The sequence below is a fragment of the Amycolatopsis granulosa genome, from assembly GCF_011758745.1.
GTDB lineage: Bacteria > Actinomycetota > Actinomycetes > Mycobacteriales > Pseudonocardiaceae > Amycolatopsis_E > Amycolatopsis_E granulosa.
Window position 1 is genome coordinate 4,279,987 of the sequence record NZ_JAANOV010000001.1, and the last position, 22,423, is coordinate 4,302,409.

The following is a 22,423-nucleotide window of genomic DNA, read 5'->3' on the forward strand; positions in this document are numbered from 1 at the left end:
ACAACTCCCGGGGAGAGCGCGTGTCAGACCTGTCGGCCATCGTCAAGGCCTACGACATCCGTGGCGTCGTCGGCGAGCAACTCGACGCCGGCCTGGTTCGGGACTTCGGCGCCGCCTTCGCGTTGCTGATCAAGCCCGAGTCGCCGTCGGTGGTGATCGGCCACGACATGCGCGAGTCTTCGCCGGGGCTGGCCGCCGCGTTCGCCGAGGGTGTCACCTCGCAGGGGCTCGACGTCGTGTCGATCGGCCTGTGCAGCACCGACGAGCTCTACTTCGCCTCCGGCTCGCTCAACCTGCCCGGCGCGATGTTCACGGCCAGCCACAACCCGGCCAAGTACAACGGCATCAAGCTCTGCCGCGCGGGCGCCGCCCCGGTGGGGCAGGAGTCCGGGCTCGCCGAGATCCGCGACACCGTCGAGCAGGGCGTGCCGGAGTTCGCCGGGCAGCCCGGCAGCGTCACCGAGCGGGACGTGCTGCCGGACTACGCCGCCTACCTGCGCCGGCTCGTCGACCTCTCCGGCAGCCGTCCGCTGAAGATCGCCGTGGACGCCGGCAACGGCATGGGCGGGCACACGGTTCCGACGGTCTTCGAGGGCCTGCCCATCGAGATCGTGCCGATGTACTTCGAGCTCGACGGCAGCTTCCCCAACCACGAGGCCAACCCGCTGGACCCGAAGAACCTGGTCGACCTGCAGGCCAAGGTGCGCGAGGTGGGCGCGGACGCCGGGCTGGCGTTCGACGGTGACGCCGACCGCTGCTTCGTCGTCGACGAGAACGGCGACCCGGTGTCGCCGAGCGCCATCACCGCCCTGGTCGCGGTGCGCGAGCTGGCCAAGGAGCCGGGCGCCACGATCATCCACAATCTGATCACCTCGCAGGCGGTGCCGGAGATCGTCGCCGAGAACGGCGGCAAGCCCGTGCGCACCCGGGTGGGGCACTCGTTCATCAAGCAGGAGATGGCCACGACCGGCGCGATCTTCGGCGGCGAGCACTCCGCCCACTACTACTTCCGCGACTTCTGGCGCGCCGACACCGGGATGCTAGCCGCCCTGCACGTGCTGGCCGCGCTCGGCGAGCAGGACGGGCCGCTGTCCGAGCTGACCGCGGAGTACTCGCGGTACGCGGCCTCCGGCGAGATCAACTCGACCGTGGACGACCAGGTCGCCAAGCAGCTCGCGGTCAAGGACGCGTTCGCGCGCCGTCCGGGCGCCGAGATCGACGAGATGGACGGCCTGACGGTGAAGCTGCCCGGCAAGGCGTGGTTCAACCTGCGCCCGTCCAACACCGAGCCGCTGCTGCGGCTCAACGTCGAGGCCGCCGATGCCGACGCGGTCCGCGCGCTGACCGACGAAGTCCTCGCGATCGTTCGCAGCTAGGGAGGTTCCCCCATGGCAGTCGCGCTCGATGCCCAGTTGCTGGAGATCCTGGCGTGCCCGTCGGACGACCACGCGCCGCTGCGGCCGGGAACGGCGAGCGACCCGGAGGCCGACGCGTTGACGTGCACCTCCTGCGGCCGCGAGTTCCCGGTCCGGGACGGCATCCCCGTCCTGCTGCTCGACGAGGCCACACTTCCAGGTGAGTCCCGTGCCGATGGTGCTTGACGACACGCTCCTGGACGACCCCGCGCGCCTGGCGGAGGCCGACACGGCAGGACTGCTCAGGGCCGCGGCGATGGCGGGCGCCCAGGTGCGCTCCACCGCCGAAGCCGCCGCTGACGCGGAACTGGCCGACCGGCTGGACCTGGGCCGCCCGCGCGCGCTCGTCCTCGTCGTCCGCCCCGGGGTGAGCCGCAGCGTGGCGCGTCTGCTGTACGCCCTGCTGGCGCCGGCCTGCCCGGTGCCGGTCCTCGTCAGTGAGGCGGTGCCGCCGTGGATCGGGGCGCTGGACGTCGTCTTCGCGCACACCGACGACCCGTTCGACCGGGAGCTGGCCGCCGGTATCGAGCGGGCCGCCCGCTACGGCGCCACCGTCGTGCTGTCCGGGCCCAGCGAGGGCCCGGTCGGAGCCTCGCTCGCCGGGAAGGGCATCCAGCTCGTCCCCCGGGTCGCGGTGCCGCCGGAACTGACCTTCGCCCGCGGCCTCGCCGCCGGGCTGCTCACCGCGAACGCCCTCGGCCTGCTGGTCGCCGACGTGCAGCTGCTCGCCGACCAGCTCGACTCCGAGGCGGAGCGCGCCCACCTCGGCCGCGACTCCTTCGCCAATCCCGCCAAGGCGCTCGCGCTGCGCCTCGCGGACCGGATCCCGCTGCTGTGGGGGCTGGACCCGATCGCGGTCTCGGTCGCCCAGCACGCCGGCTACGCGCTGGGTGCGTTCGCGGGGATCGTCGCCGACATCGCCGATTACCGTCAGGCGCTCACCCGTCGCGCCCTGCGTCAGGCGGCGGCCAGCAGCTCCGGCGAGCGGGACATCTTCGCCGACCCCGATTTCGACACCGACCTGCCGAACTACCGGGTGCTGCTGCTCGCGGTGCACAGCGGTCCGGCAGCCGACGCCGCGCGCCACGAGGCTTCGAATACGCTTCCCGGGGCCGGGGTGGTGGCACCCGCGGACGAGATCGTCGGTGACGAGCCCGTGCGCGCCGGGGTGCTCGCGCTACGGTTCGAGCTGGCCGCGGTCTACCTCGGGCTGGCGACCGCCACGACGGGTGGCGGCGGGCACTACGAACCCGCGTCCGCCTGACGCCGGTTCGCGCCCGATCCCGTGGATCGGGCGAGGGGTTGGAAGAGCCAAGGAGTTGAGAACACGGTGGAGCTGCTGCGCAATGCGGTGCGGCCCTACGCCTGGGGGTCCCGGACGACCATCCCCGAGCTGCTGGGCCGTCAGGTGCCCGCGCCGCATCCGGAGGCGGAGCTGTGGATGGGCGCCCACCCCGGCGACCCCTCCCGGATCCTGGGCCCGGACGGTGACGAGCGCACTCTGCTGGAACTCGTCGAGGCCGATCCACTCGGTCAGCTGGGCCGGGAGTGCGCCGAGCACTGGGGCAACCGGCTGCCGTTCCTGCTGAAGATCCTCGCGGTCGAGGAGCCGCTGTCGATGCAGGCGCATCCGTCGGCCGAGCAGTCGGCCGAGGGGTACGCCCGCGAGGAGGCCGCCGGCATTCCGCGGGACGCGCCGAACCGGAACTACCCGGATCCGACCGCCAAGCCGGAGCTGGTGTGCGCGCTGACCGAGTTCCACGCGCTGGCCGGGTTCCGCAAGCCGGAGCGCACGGTCGAGCTGCTGCGCGCCATCGAGACGCCGGGTCTGGCCAAGTACACCGAGCTGCTGGCCGCCCAGCCGGACTCGAACGGCCTGCGGGCGCTGTTCACCACCTGGATCACGCTGCCGCAGCCGGTGCTGGACGAGCTGCTGCCCGAGGTGCTCGACGCGTGCGTGCTGCACGTGAAGGACCACGGCGAGTTCGACGTCGAGTGCCGCACCATCCTGGAGCTGGGCGAGGCGCACCCGCGGGACGCGGGCGTGCTGGCCGCGTTGCTGCTCAACCGGCTCACGCTCAGCGCCGGCGAGGCCATCTACCTGCCGGCCGGGAACCTGCACCTGTACCTGCACGGCACGGCGGTGGAGATCCTGGCCAACTCGGACAACATCCTGCGCTGCGGGCTGACCCCCAAGCACGTGGACGTGCCCGAGCTGCTCCGCGTGGTCGACTTCACCTGCGCGGACATGCCGATCCTGCGTGGCGAGCCGTCCGCGTGCGGCGAGGTGTACACGACCGATGCGCCGGAGTTCGAGTTGTCCCGTTGCGAGTGGGACGCCGGCGAGACCGGCGCGGTCCGCGTCGGCAACGGCAAGCCCCAGATCCTGCTGTGCACGCAGGGCTCGGTGCGGGTCAAGGCGGAGAGCGGTCAGGAGCTGGAGCTGCGCCGCGGCCAGTCGATGTGGGTGCCGGCCTCGGACCCGGCGGTCGCGGTCCACCCGGCCGAGGCCGGCCGGACGCAGCTGTTCCGCGCCACCTCGGGCTGCCTGTAGCGATCACCGGCCGGCGCGGCCTCAGGCGGGGTCGATCACCGCGTTGCGGATGTGTTCGTAGATGACGTTGGTGCGGACGTCGGCGACCTCCTGGCGCTGGGTGAGCCGGTCGATGACGAACGCGTAGAGGCTGTCGTTGTCCGCGACGGCCACGTGCACCAGGAAGTCCTCGCCGCCGGTCACCACGAACACGCCCAGTGTCTCCGGCTGCCGCGTCACCCATTCCCGGAAGGCATCGATGACCCGGCGGGATGGCGGCCGCACCCGGATCGCGATGAGCGCCTGCACGCGGCGACCGATCTTCGCCAGGTCCAGGTCGACGTGGTAGCCGCGGATCACGCCCCGCTCACGCAGGGCGCGGACGCGTTCCAGCGACGTGGAGGGGGAGACGCCGGTGGCGGCGGCCAGTTCCCGGTTGGTTCGCCGTCCGTCGCGCTGCAGTTCCCGCAGCAATGCCTGATCAAGTTCGTCCAACCCGGCCAATACCGGCCTCCTGTCGAATTTAGTTCGGCGATGCTGGACTAGTGTCGCATCTCTACCTAGCGTGCCGCACTATGACCACAGATGATCAGGTAGAGGTCCAGCTCGACGCCACCACTCGCACCGCCAAGGTGAAGTGGGTGATCGTCGCCGACCCGTCGCTCGGCCCGGGTCTCGTCGCCAACGCGACCGCCTGCCTCGGCGCCGCGGTCGGCAAGGTCCTGCCGTCGCTGGTCGGCCCCGAGGTCGCCGACGCCTCGGGCCGTCGGCACGCCGGGCTGCCGTGGACCGGCTGCTCGATCCTCGCGGCCGACGCGGCCAAGCTGCTGGAGATCCGCACCAAGGCGGCGAACCGCGAGGGCATCTTCGTCGCCGACATGTCCAAGCACGCTCAGGCCAGCCGCTCCCACGACGAGTACACGGCCGCGATGGCCGGCACCGACGAGGCGGCCTTCGAGTACCACGCCGTCGGTCTGGTGGGCCCGCGCAACAAGATCGACAAGCTGGTCGGGGGGCTGCCGTTGCTGCGCTGAACGGGCGGTGCGCGCGGGGCGCCGGACCGGGGGATCTAGGCTCACTCCCGGCAAAACGGAAGACTCAGCAGGGGGTCAGCGTGTCGGCAAGTGGCGGAACCAAGGCGATCCTCGCGGCACTGGGCGCCAACGCCGGGATCGCCGTGGCGAAGTTCGCCGGATTCCTGGTCACCGGATCGTCGTCGATGCTCGCCGAGTCGGTGCACTCGCTCGCCGACACGTCCAACCAGGGCCTGCTCCTGCTGGGGCAGCGCCAGTCCCGCCGTCGCGCCACCCGGGAGCACCCGTTCGGCTTCGGGCGGGAGCGGTACTTCTACTCGTTCGTGGTCGCCCTGATGCTGTTCACGCTCGGCTCGGTGTTCGCGCTCTACGAGGGCATCCACAAGATCGAGCACCCGGAGCCGCTGACCAGCCCGCTGGTCGCGGTGATCATCCTGGTGGTCGCGATCTGCCTGGAGGGCTACTCCTTCCTCACCGCGATGAGGGAGTCGCGCACGATCAAGGGGGAGGCGACCTGGTGGCGGTTCATCCGCCAGTCCCGCACCCCGGAGCTGCCGGTGGTGTTGCTGGAGGACAGTGGCGCGCTGCTCGGCCTGGTGTTCGCGCTGGCCGGTGTCGGGCTGTCCGAGCTGACCGGCGACCCGGTGTGGGACGGCATCGGCACCGTGATGATCGGTGCCCTGCTCGGGATCATCGCGATCATCCTCATCGTCGAGATGAAGAGCCTGCTGATCGGCGAGGGTGCCACCGACCGCGAGCTGGACAGCATCTGCGGCGCGCTGGCCGGCGGGCGGGTCGAACGGGTGATCCACATCCGCACCCAGTACCTGGGACCCGACGAGCTGCTCGTCGCCGCGAAGCTGGCGCTCGCGCCGCGGCTGGAGTTGTCGGAGGTGGCGAGCGAGATCGACGCCGCGGAGGCCAGGGTGCGTGAGCGGGTGCCCGCGGCGCGGCTCATCTACCTGGAACCGGACCTGGATCGGGCAGCTGGTGTGACCTACGGCTAGCTCCGATCACCCGATCGCGTTAGGGTGACCAACCGTACCTGAGATCCAGGACACGGCGGGAGGAGACACCCTTGCCAGGTAACGGGCTGTGGCGCACTAAGTCCATCGAGCAGTCCATTCAGGACACCGACGAGCCGGGCACCAGGTTGCGACGCAACCTGTCGGCCTGGGACCTCACGGTGTTCGGGGTGGCGGTGGTGATCGGCGCCGGCATCTTCACGCTGACCGCACGCACCGCCGGCGACTACGCGGGACCGTCGGTGTCGCTGGCGTTCGTGTTCGCCGCGATCGCCTGCGGCCTGGCCGCGCTGTGTTATGCCGAGTTCGCCTCGACCGTGCCGGTCGCGGGCAGTGCGTACACGTTCTCGTACGCCACCTTCGGCGAGTTCGTGGCCTGGATCATCGGCTGGGACCTGGTGCTGGAACTGGCCGTGGGTGCGGCCGCGGTGGCCAAGGGCTGGTCGGTGTACCTGGAGACGGTGCTCGGCTACATCTTCGGCAAGGGCACCAAGACCACCTTCGAGATCGGTTCGCTCACCATCGACTGGGGAGCGCTCGTCCTGGTGGCCGTGCTGGCGATGGTGCTCGCGTTCGGCACGAAGCTGTCCTCGCGCGTCTCGATGGTGATCACCGCGATCAAGGTCGGCATCGTGCTGTTCGTCATCGTGCTCGGGCTGTTCTACATCAAGGGTGCCAACTACTCGCCCTACGTCCCGCCGGCCTCCACGGGCGGGTCCGGGCAGAGTGGTGTGGACCAGTCGCTGTTCTCGCTGATCGCGGGCGGGGCGAACAGCTCGTTCGGCTGGTTCGGCCTGCTGGCCGCTGCCTCACTGGTGTTCTTCGCGTTCATCGGGTTCGACATCGTGGCCACCACCGCGGAGGAGACGAAGAACCCGCAGCGCTCGGTGCCGCGCGGCATCTTCGGCGCGCTGGCGATCGTCACCGTGCTGTACGTGGCGGTGTCGCTGGTGGTCGTCGGCATGGTGCCCTACGGCGACCTGGCCACCGCCGCGGGCGACGGCAGCCACAAGACGCTGGCGACCGCGTTCGCCGCCAACGGGGTGAACTGGGCGGCGAACATCATCTCGATCGGCGCCCTGGCCGGTCTGACCACCGTGGTGATGGTGCTGATCCTCGGCCAGACCCGGGTGCTGTACGCGATGTCGCGGGACGGTCTGCTGCCGCGGTCGCTGGCCCGCACGAGCGAGCGCGGCACCCCGGCCCGGGCGACGGTGCTGGTCGCGGTGATGATCGGGGTGGCGGCGACGTTCTTCCCGGCGGACAAGCTGGAGGAGATGGTCAACGTCGGGACGCTGTTCGCGTTCATCCTGGTCTCGGCGGGCGTGCTGGTGCTGCGGCGGACCCGCCCGGACCTGCCGCGCGCGTTCCGGGTGCCGGGCGTGCCGGTGGTGCCGATCCTCGCGATCCTGGCCTGCCTGTGGCTGATGCTGAACCTGACTGTGCTGACCTGGCTGCGGTTCCTGGCCTGGATGGTCGTCGGCGTCGTCATCTACTTCACCTACAGCCGCCGGAACTCGCTGCTCGGCAAGCGTGGAGCGACGGAGCCCCCGCTGGCGGTGGGAGGCGCCGATCCGACGCGGCCCTGAGGGCCTGATCGGGGAAAGTCCCGGATCCCGCCGGCCCGGCGCTCGGCTAGCGTCGGGCCGGTGATCCGGAGATTGCTACTCGTCTTCCTGGGGGCTGCGGCGGTCTGCCTGGTGCCCTGGGTCCTCTACCTCGCCAACACGTTGCCCGACCAGTTCGACACCGCGCAGTGGCGGGTGGCGTGGGTGGGGTTCGACGTGGCGCTGGTGTGGTGTTTCGCCGCCGCCACCTGGCTGGGGCTGCGCCGGCACCGGGCGGCGGTGCCGCTGCTGGCGGCCACCGCGGCCCTGCTGGTGTGTGACGCCTGGTTCGACGTCGTGCTCGACTGGGCGTCCGCCGACCGGACCGCGAGCCTGGCGCTCGCCCTGTGCGCCGAGCTGCCGATCGCCGTGCTGCTCGTGCTGACCGCGCGCAAGCTGCTGAGCGGCGACATGCGGCCGCGCCCGCTCACGCTCCGCGACATCGAGATCCGCAGCGACCCGGGCTACGAGCGGGTGCTGCGCGAGCTGCCCGCCACCGCGGGCGAACTGACGCGCCGCCTCGGTGCCGAGGCAGTCGTGCGCGTCGCCGTGCTGACCGAAGCCGGGTACGTCCGGCGGCGGTGGGACGGCCGGTGGCACGCGCTCCCGCAGAACACGAGGGAGCCGCGGCCCGCGGAATTCACCGGGACCCACCAGCAGCAGGTCACCGAGTACCTCGAGGCCAAGTACGACCGTGAGCTCGAACTGCTGTCCTGGGCCGCGCGCAACCGGGACGAGTTCGGCTCGTGGGCCACGGCCTGGCGGGGCCAGGCCTGGTTGACCGAACCGGAGCTGCGCCGTCTGGAGGCGGAGTACCAGGACCTGGTGGCCCGGTACTGCCGGATGCGCCCCGCCCCGGCACCCGGGTCGCGAGAGCTCGCGGTACGGCTCTACACGTTCCCGCTACCCGGCTGACGGAGCCTTCAGGTGGAACCGGGGCAAATCGGGGAACAGCGGGACCTGCTCCGCCTCGTCGCCAGCAGGCCGGCCGGGCGTCTCCAGGCCGGCGGCGATCGCCACCGCCTGGTCCCACTCCGGATCCACCAGGTAGTCCGCCTGCCCGAGCACCCCGGCGCGCCACCGGTGCGCGCCCGGGGACGGGTGCACCGGATCGGGGAGCCAGTGGTCACCGCCGAGCACCAGCGCACCGGTCGCGCCCTGGGCCGCCGGTGGGAGCGCGCCCCAGCCGCCCTCGGGCAGGAAGCCTTCGCCGGTCAGCTTGCCGCCGTCCACCCGGTGCCGCCAGGTCGTGACGCCACCGCCGAAGATGTCCGTCCCGCGGGCCAGCCCGCGCCACCGGCCCCCCAGCGACTCGTGCAGCGCGGTGAGGGCGCTGTGCGGCAGGACGGCCGGGAACGCGCGCTGGTATCCCCACTGCAAGGGTGACCCGGCGCTGAGCAGGCCCACGCGTTCGCGGTCGGCCGGCGACAGGGTGTGCACCAGCCGCGCGGCCGCGATCACCGTCAGCACGCTGCCCAGCTTCTCCCCGCTCAGTACGACCCGCGTGTTCGGCTCGGCCAGGTGCTCCCGCGCGCGGGCCGCTAGGTCCGGCACCACCTTCAGCGCGTAGCACGGCGGGATCGCTGGGTGCGCCGCGCGCGGCCAGAAGCACACCAGATCCGCCAGTGCGCCGAGGTGCCGGTTGCGGCCCGGCTTGGTCGCCGCGGTGTAGACCACGCGCAGCAGCCCCACGGCCAGGAAGCCGAGCCCGAGCACCCCGGCCGCGGACAACGGGTCGAGCCAGCCCGGCAGCGTGTGGAAGCCGTACCGGGCGACCAGGAGCGCGGCCGCGCCCAGCGACAGCCCGGCGACGACCCCGAGCGCGAGGTGGTGCAGGTGCCGTCGTTCCCAGGCCGACCGCGCCCACGCGGCGGCCGCGGCCCGCTCGTCCGGCGGCGACTGGAGCATCCGCACGATCTCCGGCACCCCGCGTGCGCGGCGCCGCAGCGGCACCCCGACGGCGAACCCGAGCACGCCGAGCACTACCGCCAGCACCAGGCCGCCGCCCCACAGCGCGGTCACCAGGCGGTAGCTGTCCGGCAGGCGGAGGTCGCCGGCCCCGGCCAGCCGCCGCAGCCCGATCGCCAGCCCTGCCCCGAACCCGCCGCCGAGCAGCACGGCGAGCGCCAGCACGGGCGCGGCCGCCCAGCCGCCGGCCCACGGGCGCAGCCGAGTGGGCAACTCCCGCCAGGTGCGGCGGGCCAGCAGCGCCGCCGGGATCAGCAGCAGCGCGAACAGCAGCCACGCGCCGAGCAGGGCCGCGCCGATGGCTTCCACGGCCGGGTCCGACCCGGCCGGCACCCCGCCCCGGACGGCGGTCGCGACCAGCAGCGCGACCGCCACGGACAGCAGCCCGGCGCGTGCCCACCGCGGCAGGTGCCGCGCGCCGGACGCCGAGGTGACCAGCGCGACGCCGGTCAGCACCAGCGCGGCGGCCCAGAGCAGCCGCCCGGGGACGTCGGCCGGCACGTCCAGCGGGCCGCCCACGGCGACCAGGACCACCGTGCCCAGCGCGGCGACCGCGTGCACGCACCGCAGCACGGGCGAATCCGTGTCGCCGCGCAGGACGTCGCCCGGGAGCGCGTCGCCGGGCGGGGGTGGCGGGTGCGCGCGGACGGTCCAGTTCGTCCCGGACACCCGGTGCAGCACGAAGACCACCGCGGCGACCGGAACCAGCCCGGCGGTCAGCCGGAGCTGCCCGACGTCCCGCAGCCGGTCCGGCAGCCCGGGCAGGCAGTGCCGGCCGGGCGCCAGGCACTGGGCGGCGAACAGGTCGAGCGTGACGACCGCGATCTGCGCGACGAGCAGCATCGTCAGCACCAGCGCGGCGATGCGCAGCACACCCCGGCAGAGCGCGCCCAGCACGGCGGCGGTGCGGCTGCCGTCCGGCACCGGCGGTAGCATCCAGTGCGCCACGTTGGCCAGCGAGAACGGGAAGAGCAACGCCCACGTGGCCTTCGCCGCGCCACCGGAGGTCATGCCGCCCCACAGGTAACCCTCCAGCGTGCGGGGCACCGAGCGGCCGAGCGCCGGCAGCACCGGGCCGGGCGCCGGGCGCCGCAGCCGGTCGGCGGGGCGGACGACCCGGCCCACCCCGTCCCCGGCGACCTCCACCGTGCCGGCCGCGTCCAGCAGGTCCTCGCCGGTTGTGCCGGACAGGCCGGGTACGCGTAGTTCGACCACTCGGGTGTCGGGACCAGGAAGCGGCACGTGGCTGTCTCCTTTTCCGGGTGTTCCGCGATGAACGGACAACGGTACTGTTCAGGTGGAGTCGATCGTTGGAGGAAATGCCGCTATGACCCCCGAAAGCGTTGCGAAGTGGCACGACACCCGCAACGGGGTGGAATTCGCCGTCGCGGATCTCGAGCTGGCCGAATTCGGCCGCAAGGAGATCCGGCTGGCCGAGCACGAGATGCCGGGGCTGATGGCGCTGCGCCGTGAGTACGCGGAGGCGTACCCGCTGCGCGGGGCGCGGGTGTCGGGCTCGCTGCACATGACCGTGCAGACGGCGGTGCTCATCGAGACCCTGGTGGCGCTCGGGGCGGAGGTGCGCTGGGCCTCCTGCAACATCTTCTCCACCCAGGACCACGCGGCGGCGGCCGTCGTGGTCGGCCCGCACGGGACGCCGGAGGCGCCGCAGGGGGTGCCGGTGTTCGCCTGGAAGGGCGAGACGCTGGAGGAGTACTGGTGGTGCACCGAGCGCATGCTGACCTGGGACGGTGCTGGTCCCAACATGATCCTCGACGACGGCGGCGACGCGACGATGCTGGTGCACAAGGGCACCCAGTACGAGGCCGCCGGGGTGGTGCCGCAACCCGACGACAACGACTCCGACGAGTGGAAGGTCGTGCTCGGGCTGCTCCGGGAGTCGCTGGCCGCCGACGGGCAGAAGTGGACGCGCATCGGCCAGGGCGTCCGCGGCGTGACCGAGGAGACCACCACCGGCGTGCTGCGGCTGTACCAGCTGGCGGCGGCCGGTGACCTGCTGTTCCCGGCGATCAACGTCAACGACTCGGTGACGAAGTCCAAGTTCGACAACCGCTACGGCATCCGGCACTCGCTGATCGACGGCATCAACCGCGGCACCGACGTGCTGATCGGCGGCAAGGTCGCGGTGGTCTGCGGCTACGGCGACGTCGGCAAGGGCGCGGCGGAGTCGCTGTCCGGGCAGGGCGCGCGGGTGATCGTCACCGAGATCGACCCGATCTGCGCACTGCAGGCGGCCATGGACGGCTACCAGGTCAAGACGCTGGAGAACGCGCTGCCGGAAGCCGACATCGTGATCACCACGACCGGCAACAAGGACGTGGTGATGGCCGAGCACATGGCCCGCATGAAGCACCAGACGATCGTGGGCAACATCGGCCACTTCGACAACGAGATCGACATGGCCGGGCTCGCCCGCTATCCCGGTGTCCGGCGCATCAACATCAAGCCGCAGGTCGACGAGTGGGTGTTCCCGGACGGCCACTCGATCATCGTGCTGAGCGAGGGCCGGCTGCTGAACCTGGGCAACGCGACCGGGCACCCGAGCTTCGTGATGTCCAACAGCTTCTCCAACCAGGTCATCGCGCAGGTCGAGTTGTTCACCAAGCACGAGGAGTACGACAACGAGGTCTACCGCCTGCCCAAGAAGCTGGACGAGAAGGTGGCCCGCATCCACCTGCAGGCACTGGGCGGGGAGCTGACCAAGCTGACCAAGGACCAGGCCGAGTACATCGACGTCGACGTCGAGGGCCCGTTCAAGTCGGAGCACTACCGCTACTGACCCCGCCCGGCCGCTCCGTGGTGCTATCATCGGTTTCATCCTGTGATAGCATCACGGGGTGAAACAGCAGCTGATCCTTCGCATCGACCGGGAGCTGCACGCCCGGTTGAAGGCGCGGGCGGAGGTGGAGGGGCGGAGCGTCAACGAGCTCGCCACCGAGTGGCTTCGCGCCGGGGTCGGGCACGAAGAAACGCCGCAGGAGTGGCACCGGCGGCTGATGGCCGACGGCCGGCTCGTCGCGTTCGAACCCGACGGACCCGCGCCGGGACACGACGAACTCGAGCGCATTTCGGCAGGCTGGGGTACCGCGGTGAGCGAAGCGCTGGACTGTACGCGTGGTGAGTGGTGACCGTCCTCTACGCGGACACGAGCGCCGCCGTCGGCGCGTACCTGGCGGACGAGCCCGATCACGCCGGACTCCGGGAGTTGCTGTTGTCCGGACGGTGCCGGGTGCTGACGAGCGAGCTCACGCGGGTCGAGTTCGCCAGCGCGATGACAGCCGCCAAGCGGGTGGGCCGCATCCCGGATGGACGTCAGTTCCTGAACCAGTTCGACGAGGACGCCCGGAACGGGTTGCTGGGCATGATCCCGCTGGCACCCGCGCGGATCCTGCCCGCGGCGCGGCGGCTGGTGACCGAGAACCATCCGTTGCGGACCCTCGAGGCGATTCACCTCGCGGTTGCCTTGACCGACACCGCGGCTCTCACCGGTGGCGAGCCCGTCGTGATGGTGACCCGCGACCAGCGCCAGGCCGAGGCCGCCAAGGCGCACGGCCTGGAGGTGCGCTGACCACCGCCGGATAGCCTGTGCCCGTGGGACGGCTGGTGGTCATCGAGGGGCTGGACGGCGCGGGCAAGCGCACGCTGACCGACGGCCTCACCAAGGCACTGCACGACCAGGGCCGCACGGTCGCCACGCACGCGTTCCCGCGCTACGGCCGCAGCGTCCACGCCGACCTGGTACGCGAGGGCCTGCACCGCCGCCACGGCGACCTCACCGACTCCGTCTACGGCATGGGCCTGCTCTACGCCCTCGACCGCCGGGGCGCGGCCGGCGACATCCGCCGCGACCTGGCCGCCCACGACGTCGTCCTGCTGGACCGGTACGTCGCCTCCAACGCCGCCTACGGCGCGGCCCGCCTCCGGCAGCACGCCGACGGCGCGTTCGTGCGCTGGGTGCGGGAGATCGAGATCGACCGGTTCGGGCTGCCGCTGCCGGACGCCCAGATCCTGCTGCGCGTCCCGCCCGCCGTGGCCGCCGAGCGGGCCGACCGGCGCGCCTCCGCCGACGCCGGCCGTGCCAAGGACGCGTTCGAGTCCGACGACGATCTGCAGGCCCGCTGCGCCGCGGTCTACGACGAGCTGGCGGCGATGTCGTGGTTGTCCGGTTGGCACGTGGTGGACGGCGCGGCGGGTGTCGACCACGCCGAGCTCGTCGCCCGGCTGGTCCATCCGGGCTAACGTGCCTGGTCACTTCCCGGGGCGTTCGCAGGGTCGCGCGTCACGAACGGTCTCCGTAGTGCGAATATGTGGTCATGAAGGCACGTGTGTTGGTCGTCGACGACGACCCCGCTCTTGCGGAGATGCTCACCATCGTGCTGCGCGGCGAGGGGTTCGACACCGCGGTGGTGGCGGACGGCTCCCGGGCGCTCCCCGCGCTGCGGGAGCTCAAGCCCGATCTCGTGCTGCTCGACCTGATGCTGCCCGGCATGAACGGCATCGACGTCTGCAAGGCGATCCGGGCCGAGTCGGGTGTGCCGATCGTCATGCTCACCGCGAAGAGCGACACGGTCGACATCGTGCTGGGCCTGGAGTCCGGCGCCGACGACTACGTGGTCAAGCCGTTCAAGCCGAAGGAGCTCGTCGCGCGCGTGCGGGCGCGGCTGCGGCGCACCGAGGCCGAGCCCGCCGAGACGCTCACCATCGGTGACCTGGCCATCGACGTGCCCGGCCACGAGGTGACCCGGGACGGCAAGGCCATCCCGCTCACCCCGCTGGAGTTCGACCTGCTGGTCGCCCTGGCCCGGAAACCGCGCCAGGTGTTCACCCGCGAGGTCCTGCTCGAGCAGGTGTGGGGGTACCGGCACGCGGCCGACACCCGCCTGGTCAACGTGCACGTCCAGCGGTTGCGCTCGAAGGTCGAGAAGGACCCCGAGCACCCCGAGGTCGTCCTGACCGTCCGCGGCGTCGGCTACAAGGCGGGTCCGCCGTAACAGTCACATGAAGCGAAGAGTTCCGGCCTTCGTCCGCGCGGTGCTGCGGCTGGCCCCCCGCGCGGGCGCCTACCTGCGCGGCCGTGTGGTCGCGTTCGGCGTGTTGTGGCGGCGGTCGCTGCAGTTCAAGGTGACCGTCTCGACGCTCGCGTTGTCCTCGGCGGTCGGGCTGGTCCTGGGCATGGTGCTGCAGAACCAGATCACCCAGCGCCTCACCGACACCAAACGGCAGGCCGCCGTCGCGCAGACCCTGCAGGTCGTGCGCACGGCCGAGAACGAGCTGATTGGCATCAGCGACCAGGACGCGCTGGCCGACCGGCTGCAGAACGCCCTGAAGAAGATCACCAGCAGTTCCTCGGAGGACCAGGGCACGGCCGCGTCGGCGGCCGGCGCGTTCGAACCCGTGCTGACCGCGGGCGGCGACGACTCCACCGACTCCGCCGGACCCATCACCAAGGTGCCCGAGGGCCTGCAACGGTTCGTGGAGAGCAACCAGGTCGCCTGGCAGATCAACACCGACACCGACCCGGACGGCACCCGCACCACGCACCTGATCGTCGGCGCCCCGGTCACCAGCACCGGTCGTCCCGTCCAGCTGTACCTGCTGTTCCCGATGACCGCGGAGCAGAACACCGTCCAGACCGTGCAGAACACGCTGCTGGTGGGTGGTCTCGTGCTGCTCGTGCTGCTGGCCGGCATCACGAACCTGGTCACCCGGCAGGTGGTGCGCCCGGTGCGGCAGGCGGCGGCCGCCGCGGCCCGGTTCGCCGGGGGTGAGCTGGACGAGCGCCTGCCGGTCACCGGCGAGGACGACCTGTCCAAGCTGGCCGTGTCGTACAACGAGATGGCCGCGAGCATCCAGCACCAGATCCGGCAGCTGGAGGAGTTCGGCACGCTGCAGCGCCGGTTCACCTCGGACGTCTCGCACGAGCTGCGCACCCCGCTGACCACCGTCCGGATGGCCGCGGACGTGCTGCACGCCTCGCGCGAGCAGTTCCCGGCCGGGCTGGCGCGGTCCACCGAGCTGCTGGTCGACGAGCTGGACCGGTTCGAGGCGCTGCTCGGCGACCTGCTGGAGATCAGCAGGCTGGACGCCGGGGTGGAGGAGCTGGCGGCCGAGTTCATCGACGTCTCCTCCATCGCCCGCCGGGCGGTCGAGCAGGTGCGGGTCATCGCGGGCAACGCCGAGACCGAGATCGAGCTGGACCTGCCGGAGGAGGAGACGCTCGCCGAGATCGACGCGCGGCGCGTCGAGCGGATCCTGCGCAACCTGCTGGCCAACGCGGTCGACCACAGCGAGGGCAACCCGATCCGGCTCACGCTGGCCGCGAACGAGCACGCGGTCGCGATCACGGTCCGGGACCACGGTGTCGGCCTGCGCCCGGGTGAGGCCGATCTGGTGTTCAACCGGTTCTGGCGCGCCGACCCGTCCCGCAACCGCCGCACCGGCGGCACCGGGCTGGGGCTGGCGATCAGCCACGAGGACGCCCGGCTGCACGGCGGGCAGCTGGAAGCGTGGGGTGCGCCCGGGCACGGTGCGTGCTTCCGCCTGACGCTGCCGCGCACCCAGGGCGAGCCGATCGAGGAGAGCCCGCTGCCGCTGGTGCCCGACGACGCCCCGGCCACCAACGGGCACCTGCAGATCGGCCTGCCCACCGAGTACACGCTCACGATAGGTGAGATGCGCAAGGAGGACGCGTGAAGCTCCTGGCGCGACTGTGCGCGTTGCTGTCCTGCCTGGTGTTCGCGGTGGGCTGCGCGAACGTGCCCGAGGAATCGCAACCGGTCGCCGTTCCGCAGCAGGAGCTGGGGCAGCCGGTCAACCCGGACGTGCCGCAGCCGGCGAAGGACCTGGACGCGCTGACCGTCGTCCGCGATTTCGTGCGGGCGAGCGCCCAGCCGATCAGCAACAACGCGGCCGCCCGCATGTACCTCGACGACGCGGCCGGCAAGGCGTGGACCCCGGGCAAGGTCATCACGATCATCGACGACGTGTTCGCGACCGTGCCGGCGACGGGCGCCGACACCACGGCCAACCCGAACGAGGTCAACGTCGTGTTGCGCGGCGTGAGCGTGGGTTCGCTGCGCGAGGACGGCGCGTTCATCTCGCTACGGGCGCCGGTGGAGCTGAAGCTGCTGGTGCGGCGTCAGTCGGACGGGCAGTGGCGGGTCACCAACCCGCCACCGAACCTGGTGATGCCCTACAGCGACTTCACCGCGAACTACGTGCGGGTGCAGGCGTTCTTCTTCGCGCAGGACTCGAACACGGTGGTGCCGGACCTGCGGTACGTGGCCGGGAAACCGCAGTCCGGCCTGGCCGGGCGCGTGGTGGGGTTGCTGCTCGCCGGACCGTCGACGAGCCTGGTCGGCGCGGTGCGGAACCTCCTCCCCGAGGGCGCGAACACCGAGGGCAACGTGACGACCGCGCCGGATGGCGCGCTGGTGGTGCCGCTGACCGGGGTGGCGGACCAGACGGCGGACGTGCGGCGGTTGATCGCGGCGCAGATCGTGCTGTCGTTGCAGTCGGTGACGACGAACCGGGTGCGGCTGCTGTCCGACGGCGCGCCGCTGGTGGACGGGCACGAGGACTGGGTGCCGAGTGACCTGCCGTCCTACACCACGCTGGCCTCGCCGAGCGCGGACCAGCCGGGACTGCTGACGGTGAACGGCCGGGTGCGCTCGCTGGGCGACGGATCGCTGATCGCCGGCCCGGCCGGCCAGAGCGGCGGGTACCAGGTGGCCAGCGCGGCGCAGTCGATCGACGGCAAGCAGCTGGCGATCGTGGAGTTCGCCGACGGGCGGCAGCGGTTGCGGGTCGGCCCGTTCGGCAAGGACGCGGCCCCGGTGGACCTGGCCGGCGCGACGATGACCCGGCCGACCTGGCGGCCGACCGCGACCGCGGACGGTTCCGGCGAGGTGTGGACCGTCGTGGACGGGCAGACGGTGGTGCGGACGCTGCGCACACCGGACGGCGGCTGGGTGCCGCAGGTGGTCAACGCCGACGAGATCCTGCAGGTCGGGGCGATCAGCGTGCTCCGGTTGTCCCGGGACGGCGCGCGGGCCGCGGTGGTGGCCGGCGGTCAGCTGCTGGTGGCGTCGGTGGTGCGTGCCCAGGACTCGGTGACGCTGCGTGCGCCGCGGATCCTGCAGGGCGGCACGCTCGGCGGTGTGGTGGACGTGGACTGGCTCAGCCAGGACACACTGGTCGCCGCGACGACCATGCCGTCGCAACCGGTGGTGAAGATCCCGATCGACGGCCTGCGGCTGGACCCGTTCAACATCTCCAACCTGACGCTGCCGGTGCACGCGATCACCGCCGCGCCCGGCCGGTCGATCGTCGTGGCGGACGACGGTGGATTGTGGACCGCTGCCGACGTGGGCGAGGTGTGGCGGCCGCACCCGCACAGCTTCGGCGGCAACGCGTCGCCGTTCTACCCGGGCTGAGCAGCACGGGTAGCACGGCCGGCGCTCAGCCCGCGACGACCTCGCCGCTCTGCACGACGTACCGGAAGCGCCCGGGCTCGGCCAGCACGCCGACGTCGGCGAGCGGGTCACCGTCGACCACCAGCAGGTCGGCGTGCGCACCCGGCCGGAGCGTGCCGATCTCGCCCGCCAGGTTCACCAGCTCGGCGGCGACCGTGGTGGCGGACCGGATGATCTCCAGCGGCGGCTGCACCTCGGCCCGCAGGCGGAACTCATGGTTCTGGTGCCGGTGCATCCCGCCCAGCAGGTCGGTGCCGTACACGATCCGCACGCCGCCGCGCGCGGCCCGTTCCAGCGCCGCCAGCCCGGCGCCGAGCACCTCGTCGACCTTGCGCCAGCTCGCCTCCGGCAACCCGAACTCGCGGCCCTCCTGCTTGAGCGCCCAGTACGTCACCAGCGTCGGCACCAGGAACGCGTCGTGCTCGCGGAAGAGCTCCACACTGCGATCGTCGATCAGGTTGCCGTGCTCGATCGACCGCACCCCCAGCTCCAGCGCCCGGTTGACGGCCCGTGCCGTGTAGGCGTGGGCGGCGACGTACCGGTTCGCCGCCTCCGCCTCCTCCACGATGGCCCGCAGCTCGTCCGCCGAGTACTGGGTCGAGTCGATGCGATCGGTGGGCGAGGCGACCCCGCCGGAGGCCATCACCTTGATGTGGTGCGCACCCTTGCGCAGCTCGTCGCGCGCGGCCTCGCGCACCGCGTCCACACCGTCGGCGATCCGGCCGAGGCCGGCGCAGCACGGGTGGTCGTCGTGCACGCGGGTGCCGCGGTTGCGGTTGTCGCCGTGGCCGCCGGTCTGGCTCAGCGCCCGCCCGCAGAACAGCAGCCGCGGCCCGCGGAACAGGCCCTCCGCCTGCGCGTCGGCCAGGCCGTAGTCGGCGCCGGAGGCGTCCCGGACCGTGGTGAACCCGCGGGCCAGCATCCGGCTCATGGTCCGCGCGCTGCGCAGGGCCACGTAGGACGGTGCGGTGGACGGCAGCGACCCCAGGTCCGCGGTCGATGCGGTGACGTGCACGTGCGCGTCGATCAGACCTGGCATCACCACGGCGCCGCGCACGTCCTCGACCCGGCCGTCGCCGGCGGCCAGGCCGCGGCCGGTCTCCACGATCCGCCCGTCCGCGCACCGCAGATCGCCCTCGCTGTACTCGCCGGTCTCCGGGTCGAGCAGGGTCGCGTTGCGCAGCACCAGGTCGCCGCTCATCGGGCGTCCACCACCTTCCGCAGGGCCGGAACGGCCAGCGGCGCCAGCTCCACCGCTGCGGCCACCGACGTGTCGTCGTAACTGCCTTCCGCGTCGAGGATGTTCAGCGCGCCCAGCGTGCGGCCGTCGTCGACCACGGGCACGTTGATCACCGCGCCGCAGCCGAGTGAGCCGATCAGCTCGGCGTCGGCGAACACCGCACGCACCGCCTCCCGGTCCGCGCCCAGGTAGGGCTGTTGTTTCTCGATGCACTGCTCGAGCCAGCCGGCGGCGATCTCGACGGTCTTCTCGCCGCCCACCGGGTACTGCTCCGGGTGACTGCTGTACACGCGGCGCATCGCGCGGCGCTCCGGGATCCAGGCGAGCACGGTGAACAGCCGGACCCCGATCGCCGCGGACACCTTCGATTCCACTTCGGACAGGTCGGTCACGTGGTCATCTCCTTGGTGGCGGCGACGGGAGCGCCGTTCTCGGTCAGTTCCTCCAGCGAGCGCCCGGCCGTGGACAGGCCGAACACCAGCACGCACAGCACCCCGATCGCGAGCACCGCGGTGGTCAGGCCGAACACGCCGGCGAAACCGAGGCTCGCCGCGAACACGCCGATGATCGTCGGGGCGAGGATGCTGCCGACGCGGCCGAACGCGCTCGACAGTCCGGTGCCGGTGGCACGGATCCAGGTCGGGAACACCTCGGGGGTGTAGGAGTAGACGCCCGCGTAGGTGCCGTTGAGGAAGAAGGACAGCACGGCGCCGGCGAGCGTGATCGACCACGGCGCGTTCATCTGGCTGAGCCAGAACGCGCTCACCGCCGAGCCGGTCAGGTACAGCGCGATGGTGTGCTTGCGGTCCAGCCGCTCGGACAGCCAGGCCGCGGAGAAGTACCCCGGCACCTGGGCGAGGTAGATGATGATCGAGAACTCGAAGCTCTTGGTCACCGTGATGCCGCGTTCGATCAGCAGTGTCGGGATCCACGAGAAGAAGCCGTAGTACGAGAACGTGATCACGAACCACACCGCCCAGATGACCGCGGTGCGGCGGGCCATCTTGCGGCTCCACAGGAATTTCAGTGCGGTGAGCAGTCCGACCTTCGGGGTCCTGGTCAGTGGTTCGGTCACCGATTCCGGGACCGGCGGCAGCGGCCGGCCGGTCGCCCTCTCGACGTCCCGCTCGATCTTCGCCACCACGCGTTCGGCCTCGTCCCGGCGGCCCTGGGTGAGCAGGAACCGCGGTGACTCGGGCAGTGAGCGGCGCCACCACAGCAGCAGCACGATCGGCAGTGCCGTGAGCACCTGCGCGATCCGCCAGCCTTCGGGCAGGGCGGACACCACGAACCGGCCGAGGAGCGCCGCCGCCACGAACCCGAAGGAGAAGAACCCGGCGAGGGCGCCGACGAACCAGCCGCGCCGCTTGGCCGGCACGAACTCGGACAGGAACGGCGCGATGATCGCGCTCTCCGCGCCCGCGCCGGCCCCGGCGAGGACCCGTGCGCCCAGGAAGACCTCGTAGTTGGGGGCGAACGCGGCCACCACGGAGAAGAGCGCGTAGAAGGCGAGTGCGTACATCATGACCTTCTTGCGGCCGATGCGGTCGCCGAGCAGCCCGGCCGCGATCGCGCCGAAGAGGAACCCGAACGGGGTGGCCGAGCCGATGAGGCCGAGCTGGCCGTTGGTCAGGCCCCAGACGGTCTTCGCGCTGGGCAGGAGGAACGCGACGACGGCGGAGTCCATGCCGTCGAAGGTGTAGCCGAGGCCGCCGATCAGGAGGAGGAGGTAGTGCGGCCGGCTCAGCGGGAGCCGGTCGAGTCGTGCCAGGAGGGTCATGACACGCCTTCCGTCGAGGAGGGGAATGGTTCGGTCAACATAAACTGCAAATCGGCGCAACTGCAATACGCTTTGCATGTCTGTGACACGAGGCCGTGGGATACGGTGAGCGCGGCAGGAGGGCGTGCGGTGGCGGACGAGGGTTTCGAGGAGTGGCTGCGCGAGCGGATGCCGGCGCGGGGGTTGCGGCCCAAGTCGGCGGCGGTGGTCGACGTGCTGGTCTCGCAGCCCCGGCAGGCTTCGTTCGGTTCGACGGGTGACCTGGCCCGTCTCGCGGGCGTGAACGTCGCGACCGTGACCCGGACGGCGCAGGCGCTCGGGTTCGCCGGGTGGCCCGCGTTGCAACAGGAGCTGCGGGCCCGGTACCTGTCGTCGCTGAGCGCGCCGCAGGTCGCCGAGGAGCACCACAGCGCGGGGTCGCCGGCGTCCGCGTCGTTGCGGCGGGATCTGGACAGCCTGGCACTGGTGAACCGGCGGTTCGACGAGGCCGAGGTGCGGGCCGTGGCCGAGGCCGTGGCTGCGGCCCGCCGGACGACCGTCATCGCCGACGGCAGCTACGCCGCCGTCGGGATCGCCTTCGCCCACAATGCGCGCCTGGCCGGCTACGACGTCCACGCGGTCACCGCGGGGGACGCCGAACTGGCGAACGCCACGGCGAAGATCACCGGGGACGACGTCCTGGTGGCGATCAGCTTCTGGCGGCTGTACGAGAGCACGGTGCGCGCCGCGAACGAGGCGCACTCCCGGGGTGCGCGGGTGTTCGCGATCAGCGATGCCGCGAGCCCGGCGCTGGCGGGTGCCGCGGAGCGGGTGCTGATGGTTCCGGCCGAGGGCGTCACCTTCTTTCCGTCGTTGACCGCCGGGATGGCGCTGGTCCAGGCGATCGTGGCGCAGCTCGCCGCGGTCGACCCCGTGCGCACGAACCGGTCCATCGAGGCCGCCGAGGCCATGTGGTCCCGGTTCGAGCTGCTCCACCGCCGCCCCACCGGCTCGGCCGCCCGGGGGCGGACCGAGTCCGGATCGGCCGGGGCGGGCCTGGGCGGCGAGGGGCCGGGCGAGCCCTGACTCGAGCGTCGGCCTTGCTGAGTGGTGTTGCGCCGAACCGAGCAGGGCTGCGCCGGGGTGGGTCGGCCGTCCCGGCCCGGCTGCGTGCGGTCGTTCGGGTGCGGTCGCGTTCGGACTGACTGGCGGGTGCGGGCGTGCGGGGCCCGGGTCCGGGCCTGGGTGGCCTGGGCGCCGCTGAACCGGGCGCAGCTCTCCGCAGCCTGGGTCCGCGGTCCGCGCGTGGCCTCGGCCGAGGTTTGCCCAGGCGTTCGGCACACGGCC

At 72.0% G+C, this 22,423-nt stretch carries 21 protein-coding genes; 16 read left to right on the forward strand and 5 right to left on the reverse strand.

The genetic code is table 11. The features are described 5' to 3' along the window. The first annotated feature begins 20 nt into the window (after positions 1 to 20). The 4 genes from FHX45_RS21055 to manA all read left to right on the forward strand — a co-directional run bounded on the left by FHX45_RS21055 (position 21) and on the right by manA (position 3,969). Positions 21 to 1,376, forward strand: a complete 1,356-nt coding sequence (locus FHX45_RS21055; RefSeq protein ID WP_167104719.1) for a phosphomannomutase/phosphoglucomutase — start codon at positions 21 to 23, stop codon at positions 1,374 to 1,376. 12 nt (positions 1,377 to 1,388) lie between these two features. Continuing rightward, entirely contained in the window at positions 1,389 to 1,601 is a 213-nt protein-coding gene (locus FHX45_RS21060; RefSeq protein ID WP_167104722.1) for a Trm112 family protein, read from the forward strand. Beyond that, positions 1,591 to 2,679: a hypothetical protein gene (locus FHX45_RS21065; protein ID WP_167109272.1), complete on the forward strand. Its 1,089-nt coding sequence runs from the start codon at positions 1,591 to 1,593 to the stop codon at positions 2,677 to 2,679. Before FHX45_RS21060 ends, FHX45_RS21065 begins: the two co-directional genes overlap by 11 nt. Positions 2,680 to 2,745: 66 nt before the next feature. Next, on the forward strand, positions 2,746 to 3,969 hold the full coding sequence (gene manA / locus FHX45_RS21070; protein WP_167104725.1) for a mannose-6-phosphate isomerase, class I: 1,224 nt from the start codon (positions 2,746 to 2,748) through the stop codon (positions 3,967 to 3,969). A gap of 21 nt (positions 3,970 to 3,990) precedes the next feature. Here the strand turns inward: manA and FHX45_RS21075 are convergent, their stop codons facing one another. Further along, entirely contained in the window at positions 3,991 to 4,443 is a 453-nt protein-coding gene (locus FHX45_RS21075) for an Lrp/AsnC family transcriptional regulator (RefSeq protein WP_167104728.1), read from the reverse strand. 80 nt (positions 4,444 to 4,523) lie between these two features. Here FHX45_RS21075 and FHX45_RS21080 point away from each other — a divergent pair, with 80 nt between their 5' ends. The 4 genes from FHX45_RS21080 to FHX45_RS21095 all read left to right on the forward strand — a co-directional run bounded on the left by FHX45_RS21080 (position 4,524) and on the right by FHX45_RS21095 (position 8,529). After that, the gene (locus tag FHX45_RS21080) at positions 4,524 to 4,982 is read left to right on the forward strand and encodes a DUF2000 domain-containing protein (RefSeq protein WP_167104731.1); all 459 of its coding nucleotides are present in this window, start codon (positions 4,524 to 4,526) and stop codon (positions 4,980 to 4,982) included. Between the two features lie 80 nt (positions 4,983 to 5,062). Beyond that, the gene (locus tag FHX45_RS21085; protein ID WP_167104734.1) at positions 5,063 to 5,989 is read left to right on the forward strand and encodes a cation diffusion facilitator family transporter; all 927 of its coding nucleotides are present in this window, start codon (positions 5,063 to 5,065) and stop codon (positions 5,987 to 5,989) included. Positions 5,990 to 6,060: 71 nt separating this feature from the next. Next, positions 6,061 to 7,596 (forward strand): APC family permease, encoded by a 1,536-nt coding sequence (locus FHX45_RS21090; RefSeq protein ID WP_167104737.1) that lies wholly within the window; start codon positions 6,061 to 6,063, stop codon positions 7,594 to 7,596. Between the two features lie 60 nt (positions 7,597 to 7,656). After that, positions 7,657 to 8,529 (forward strand): hypothetical protein, encoded by an 873-nt coding sequence (locus FHX45_RS21095; protein ID WP_167104740.1) that lies wholly within the window; start codon positions 7,657 to 7,659, stop codon positions 8,527 to 8,529. Here the strand turns inward: FHX45_RS21095 and FHX45_RS21100 are convergent. Then, positions 8,518 to 10,824, reverse strand: coding sequence for a hypothetical protein (locus FHX45_RS21100; protein WP_167104743.1), 2,307 nt, complete (start codon positions 10,822 to 10,824; stop codon positions 8,518 to 8,520). The two genes, FHX45_RS21095 and FHX45_RS21100, sit on opposite strands and share 12 nt — an antisense overlap. Positions 10,825 to 10,909: 85 nt before the next feature. Here FHX45_RS21100 and ahcY point away from each other — a divergent pair, with 85 nt between their 5' ends. From ahcY to FHX45_RS21135, 7 genes are all read left to right on the forward strand, one after another. After that, positions 10,910 to 12,382, forward strand: coding sequence for an adenosylhomocysteinase (gene ahcY, locus FHX45_RS21105; protein ID WP_167104745.1), 1,473 nt, complete (start codon positions 10,910 to 10,912; stop codon positions 12,380 to 12,382). A 58-nt stretch (positions 12,383 to 12,440) separates the two neighbouring features. After that, positions 12,441 to 12,731, forward strand: coding sequence for a toxin-antitoxin system HicB family antitoxin (locus tag FHX45_RS21110; protein ID WP_167104748.1), 291 nt, complete (start codon positions 12,441 to 12,443; stop codon positions 12,729 to 12,731). Continuing rightward, positions 12,728 to 13,171, forward strand: coding sequence for a type II toxin-antitoxin system VapC family toxin (locus FHX45_RS21115; protein ID WP_341771555.1), 444 nt, complete (start codon positions 12,728 to 12,730; stop codon positions 13,169 to 13,171). The genes FHX45_RS21110 and FHX45_RS21115 overlap by 4 nt, the downstream gene beginning before the upstream one ends. Positions 13,172 to 13,194: 23 nt before the next feature. Beyond that, positions 13,195 to 13,842: a dTMP kinase gene (locus tag FHX45_RS21120; protein WP_167104754.1), complete on the forward strand. Its 648-nt coding sequence runs from the start codon at positions 13,195 to 13,197 to the stop codon at positions 13,840 to 13,842. Positions 13,843 to 13,916: 74 nt separating this feature from the next. Beyond that, on the forward strand, positions 13,917 to 14,594 hold the full coding sequence (mtrA, locus tag FHX45_RS21125; RefSeq protein WP_167104757.1) for an MtrAB system response regulator MtrA: 678 nt from the start codon (positions 13,917 to 13,919) through the stop codon (positions 14,592 to 14,594). Positions 14,595 to 14,601: 7 nt separating this feature from the next. Beyond that, a complete protein-coding gene (mtrB, locus tag FHX45_RS21130) occupies positions 14,602 to 16,296 on the forward strand; it encodes an MtrAB system histidine kinase MtrB (RefSeq protein ID WP_208406029.1) in 1,695 nt (564 codons plus the stop codon). After that, positions 16,293 to 18,038 carry an LpqB family beta-propeller domain-containing protein gene (locus FHX45_RS21135; RefSeq protein ID WP_167104760.1) on the forward strand — a complete coding sequence of 582 codons (1,746 nt, stop codon included), beginning with the start codon at positions 16,293 to 16,295 and terminating at the stop codon, positions 18,036 to 18,038. The genes mtrB and FHX45_RS21135 overlap by 4 nt, the downstream gene beginning before the upstream one ends. Before the next feature lie 25 nt (positions 18,039 to 18,063). Here FHX45_RS21135 and FHX45_RS21140 read toward each other — a convergent pair whose 3' ends face one another. From FHX45_RS21140 to FHX45_RS21150, 3 genes are read right to left on the reverse strand one after another with little or no spacing between them, the layout of a single operon-like run. Further along, positions 18,064 to 19,278: a metal-dependent hydrolase family protein gene (locus tag FHX45_RS21140; RefSeq protein ID WP_167104763.1), complete on the reverse strand. Its 1,215-nt coding sequence runs from the start codon at positions 19,276 to 19,278 to the stop codon at positions 18,064 to 18,066. Continuing rightward, on the reverse strand, positions 19,275 to 19,709 hold the full coding sequence (locus tag FHX45_RS21145) for a GAF domain-containing protein (protein ID WP_167104766.1): 435 nt from the start codon (positions 19,707 to 19,709) through the stop codon (positions 19,275 to 19,277). Before FHX45_RS21145 ends, FHX45_RS21140 begins: the two co-directional genes overlap by 4 nt. Continuing rightward, positions 19,706 to 21,097: an MFS transporter gene (locus FHX45_RS21150; protein ID WP_167104768.1), complete on the reverse strand. Its 1,392-nt coding sequence runs from the start codon at positions 21,095 to 21,097 to the stop codon at positions 19,706 to 19,708. Before FHX45_RS21150 ends, FHX45_RS21145 begins: the two co-directional genes overlap by 4 nt. Positions 21,098 to 21,265: 168 nt before the next feature. On the opposite strand from FHX45_RS21150, the gene FHX45_RS21155 reads away from it, so the two are divergent. Continuing rightward, the gene (locus tag FHX45_RS21155) at positions 21,266 to 22,162 is read left to right on the forward strand and encodes a MurR/RpiR family transcriptional regulator (RefSeq protein WP_167109276.1); all 897 of its coding nucleotides are present in this window, start codon (positions 21,266 to 21,268) and stop codon (positions 22,160 to 22,162) included. Positions 22,163 to 22,423: the final 261 nt, after the last annotated feature.

Coding starts and splice junctions, on each gene's coding strand:
- FHX45_RS21065 (WP_167109272.1), top strand. CDS start 1,591: ATGGTGCTTGACGACACGCTCCTGGACGACCCCGCGCGCCTGGCGGAG.
- mtrB (WP_208406029.1), top strand. CDS start 14,602: ATGAAGCGAAGAGTTCCGGCCTTCGTCCGCGCGGTGCTGCGGCTGGCC.
- FHX45_RS21150 (WP_167104768.1), bottom strand. CDS start 21,097: ATGACCCTCCTGGCACGACTCGACCGGCTCCCGCTGAGCCGGCCGCAC.
- FHX45_RS21155 (WP_167109276.1), top strand. CDS start 21,266: ATGCCGGCGCGGGGGTTGCGGCCCAAGTCGGCGGCGGTGGTCGACGTG.
- ahcY (WP_167104745.1), top strand. CDS start 10,910: ATGACCCCCGAAAGCGTTGCGAAGTGGCACGACACCCGCAACGGGGTG.
- FHX45_RS21060 (WP_167104722.1), top strand. CDS start 1,389: ATGGCAGTCGCGCTCGATGCCCAGTTGCTGGAGATCCTGGCGTGCCCG.
- mtrA (WP_167104757.1), top strand. CDS start 13,917: ATGAAGGCACGTGTGTTGGTCGTCGACGACGACCCCGCTCTTGCGGAG.
- FHX45_RS21080 (WP_167104731.1), top strand. CDS start 4,524: ATGACCACAGATGATCAGGTAGAGGTCCAGCTCGACGCCACCACTCGC.
- FHX45_RS21140 (WP_167104763.1), bottom strand. CDS start 19,278: ATGAGCGGCGACCTGGTGCTGCGCAACGCGACCCTGCTCGACCCGGAG.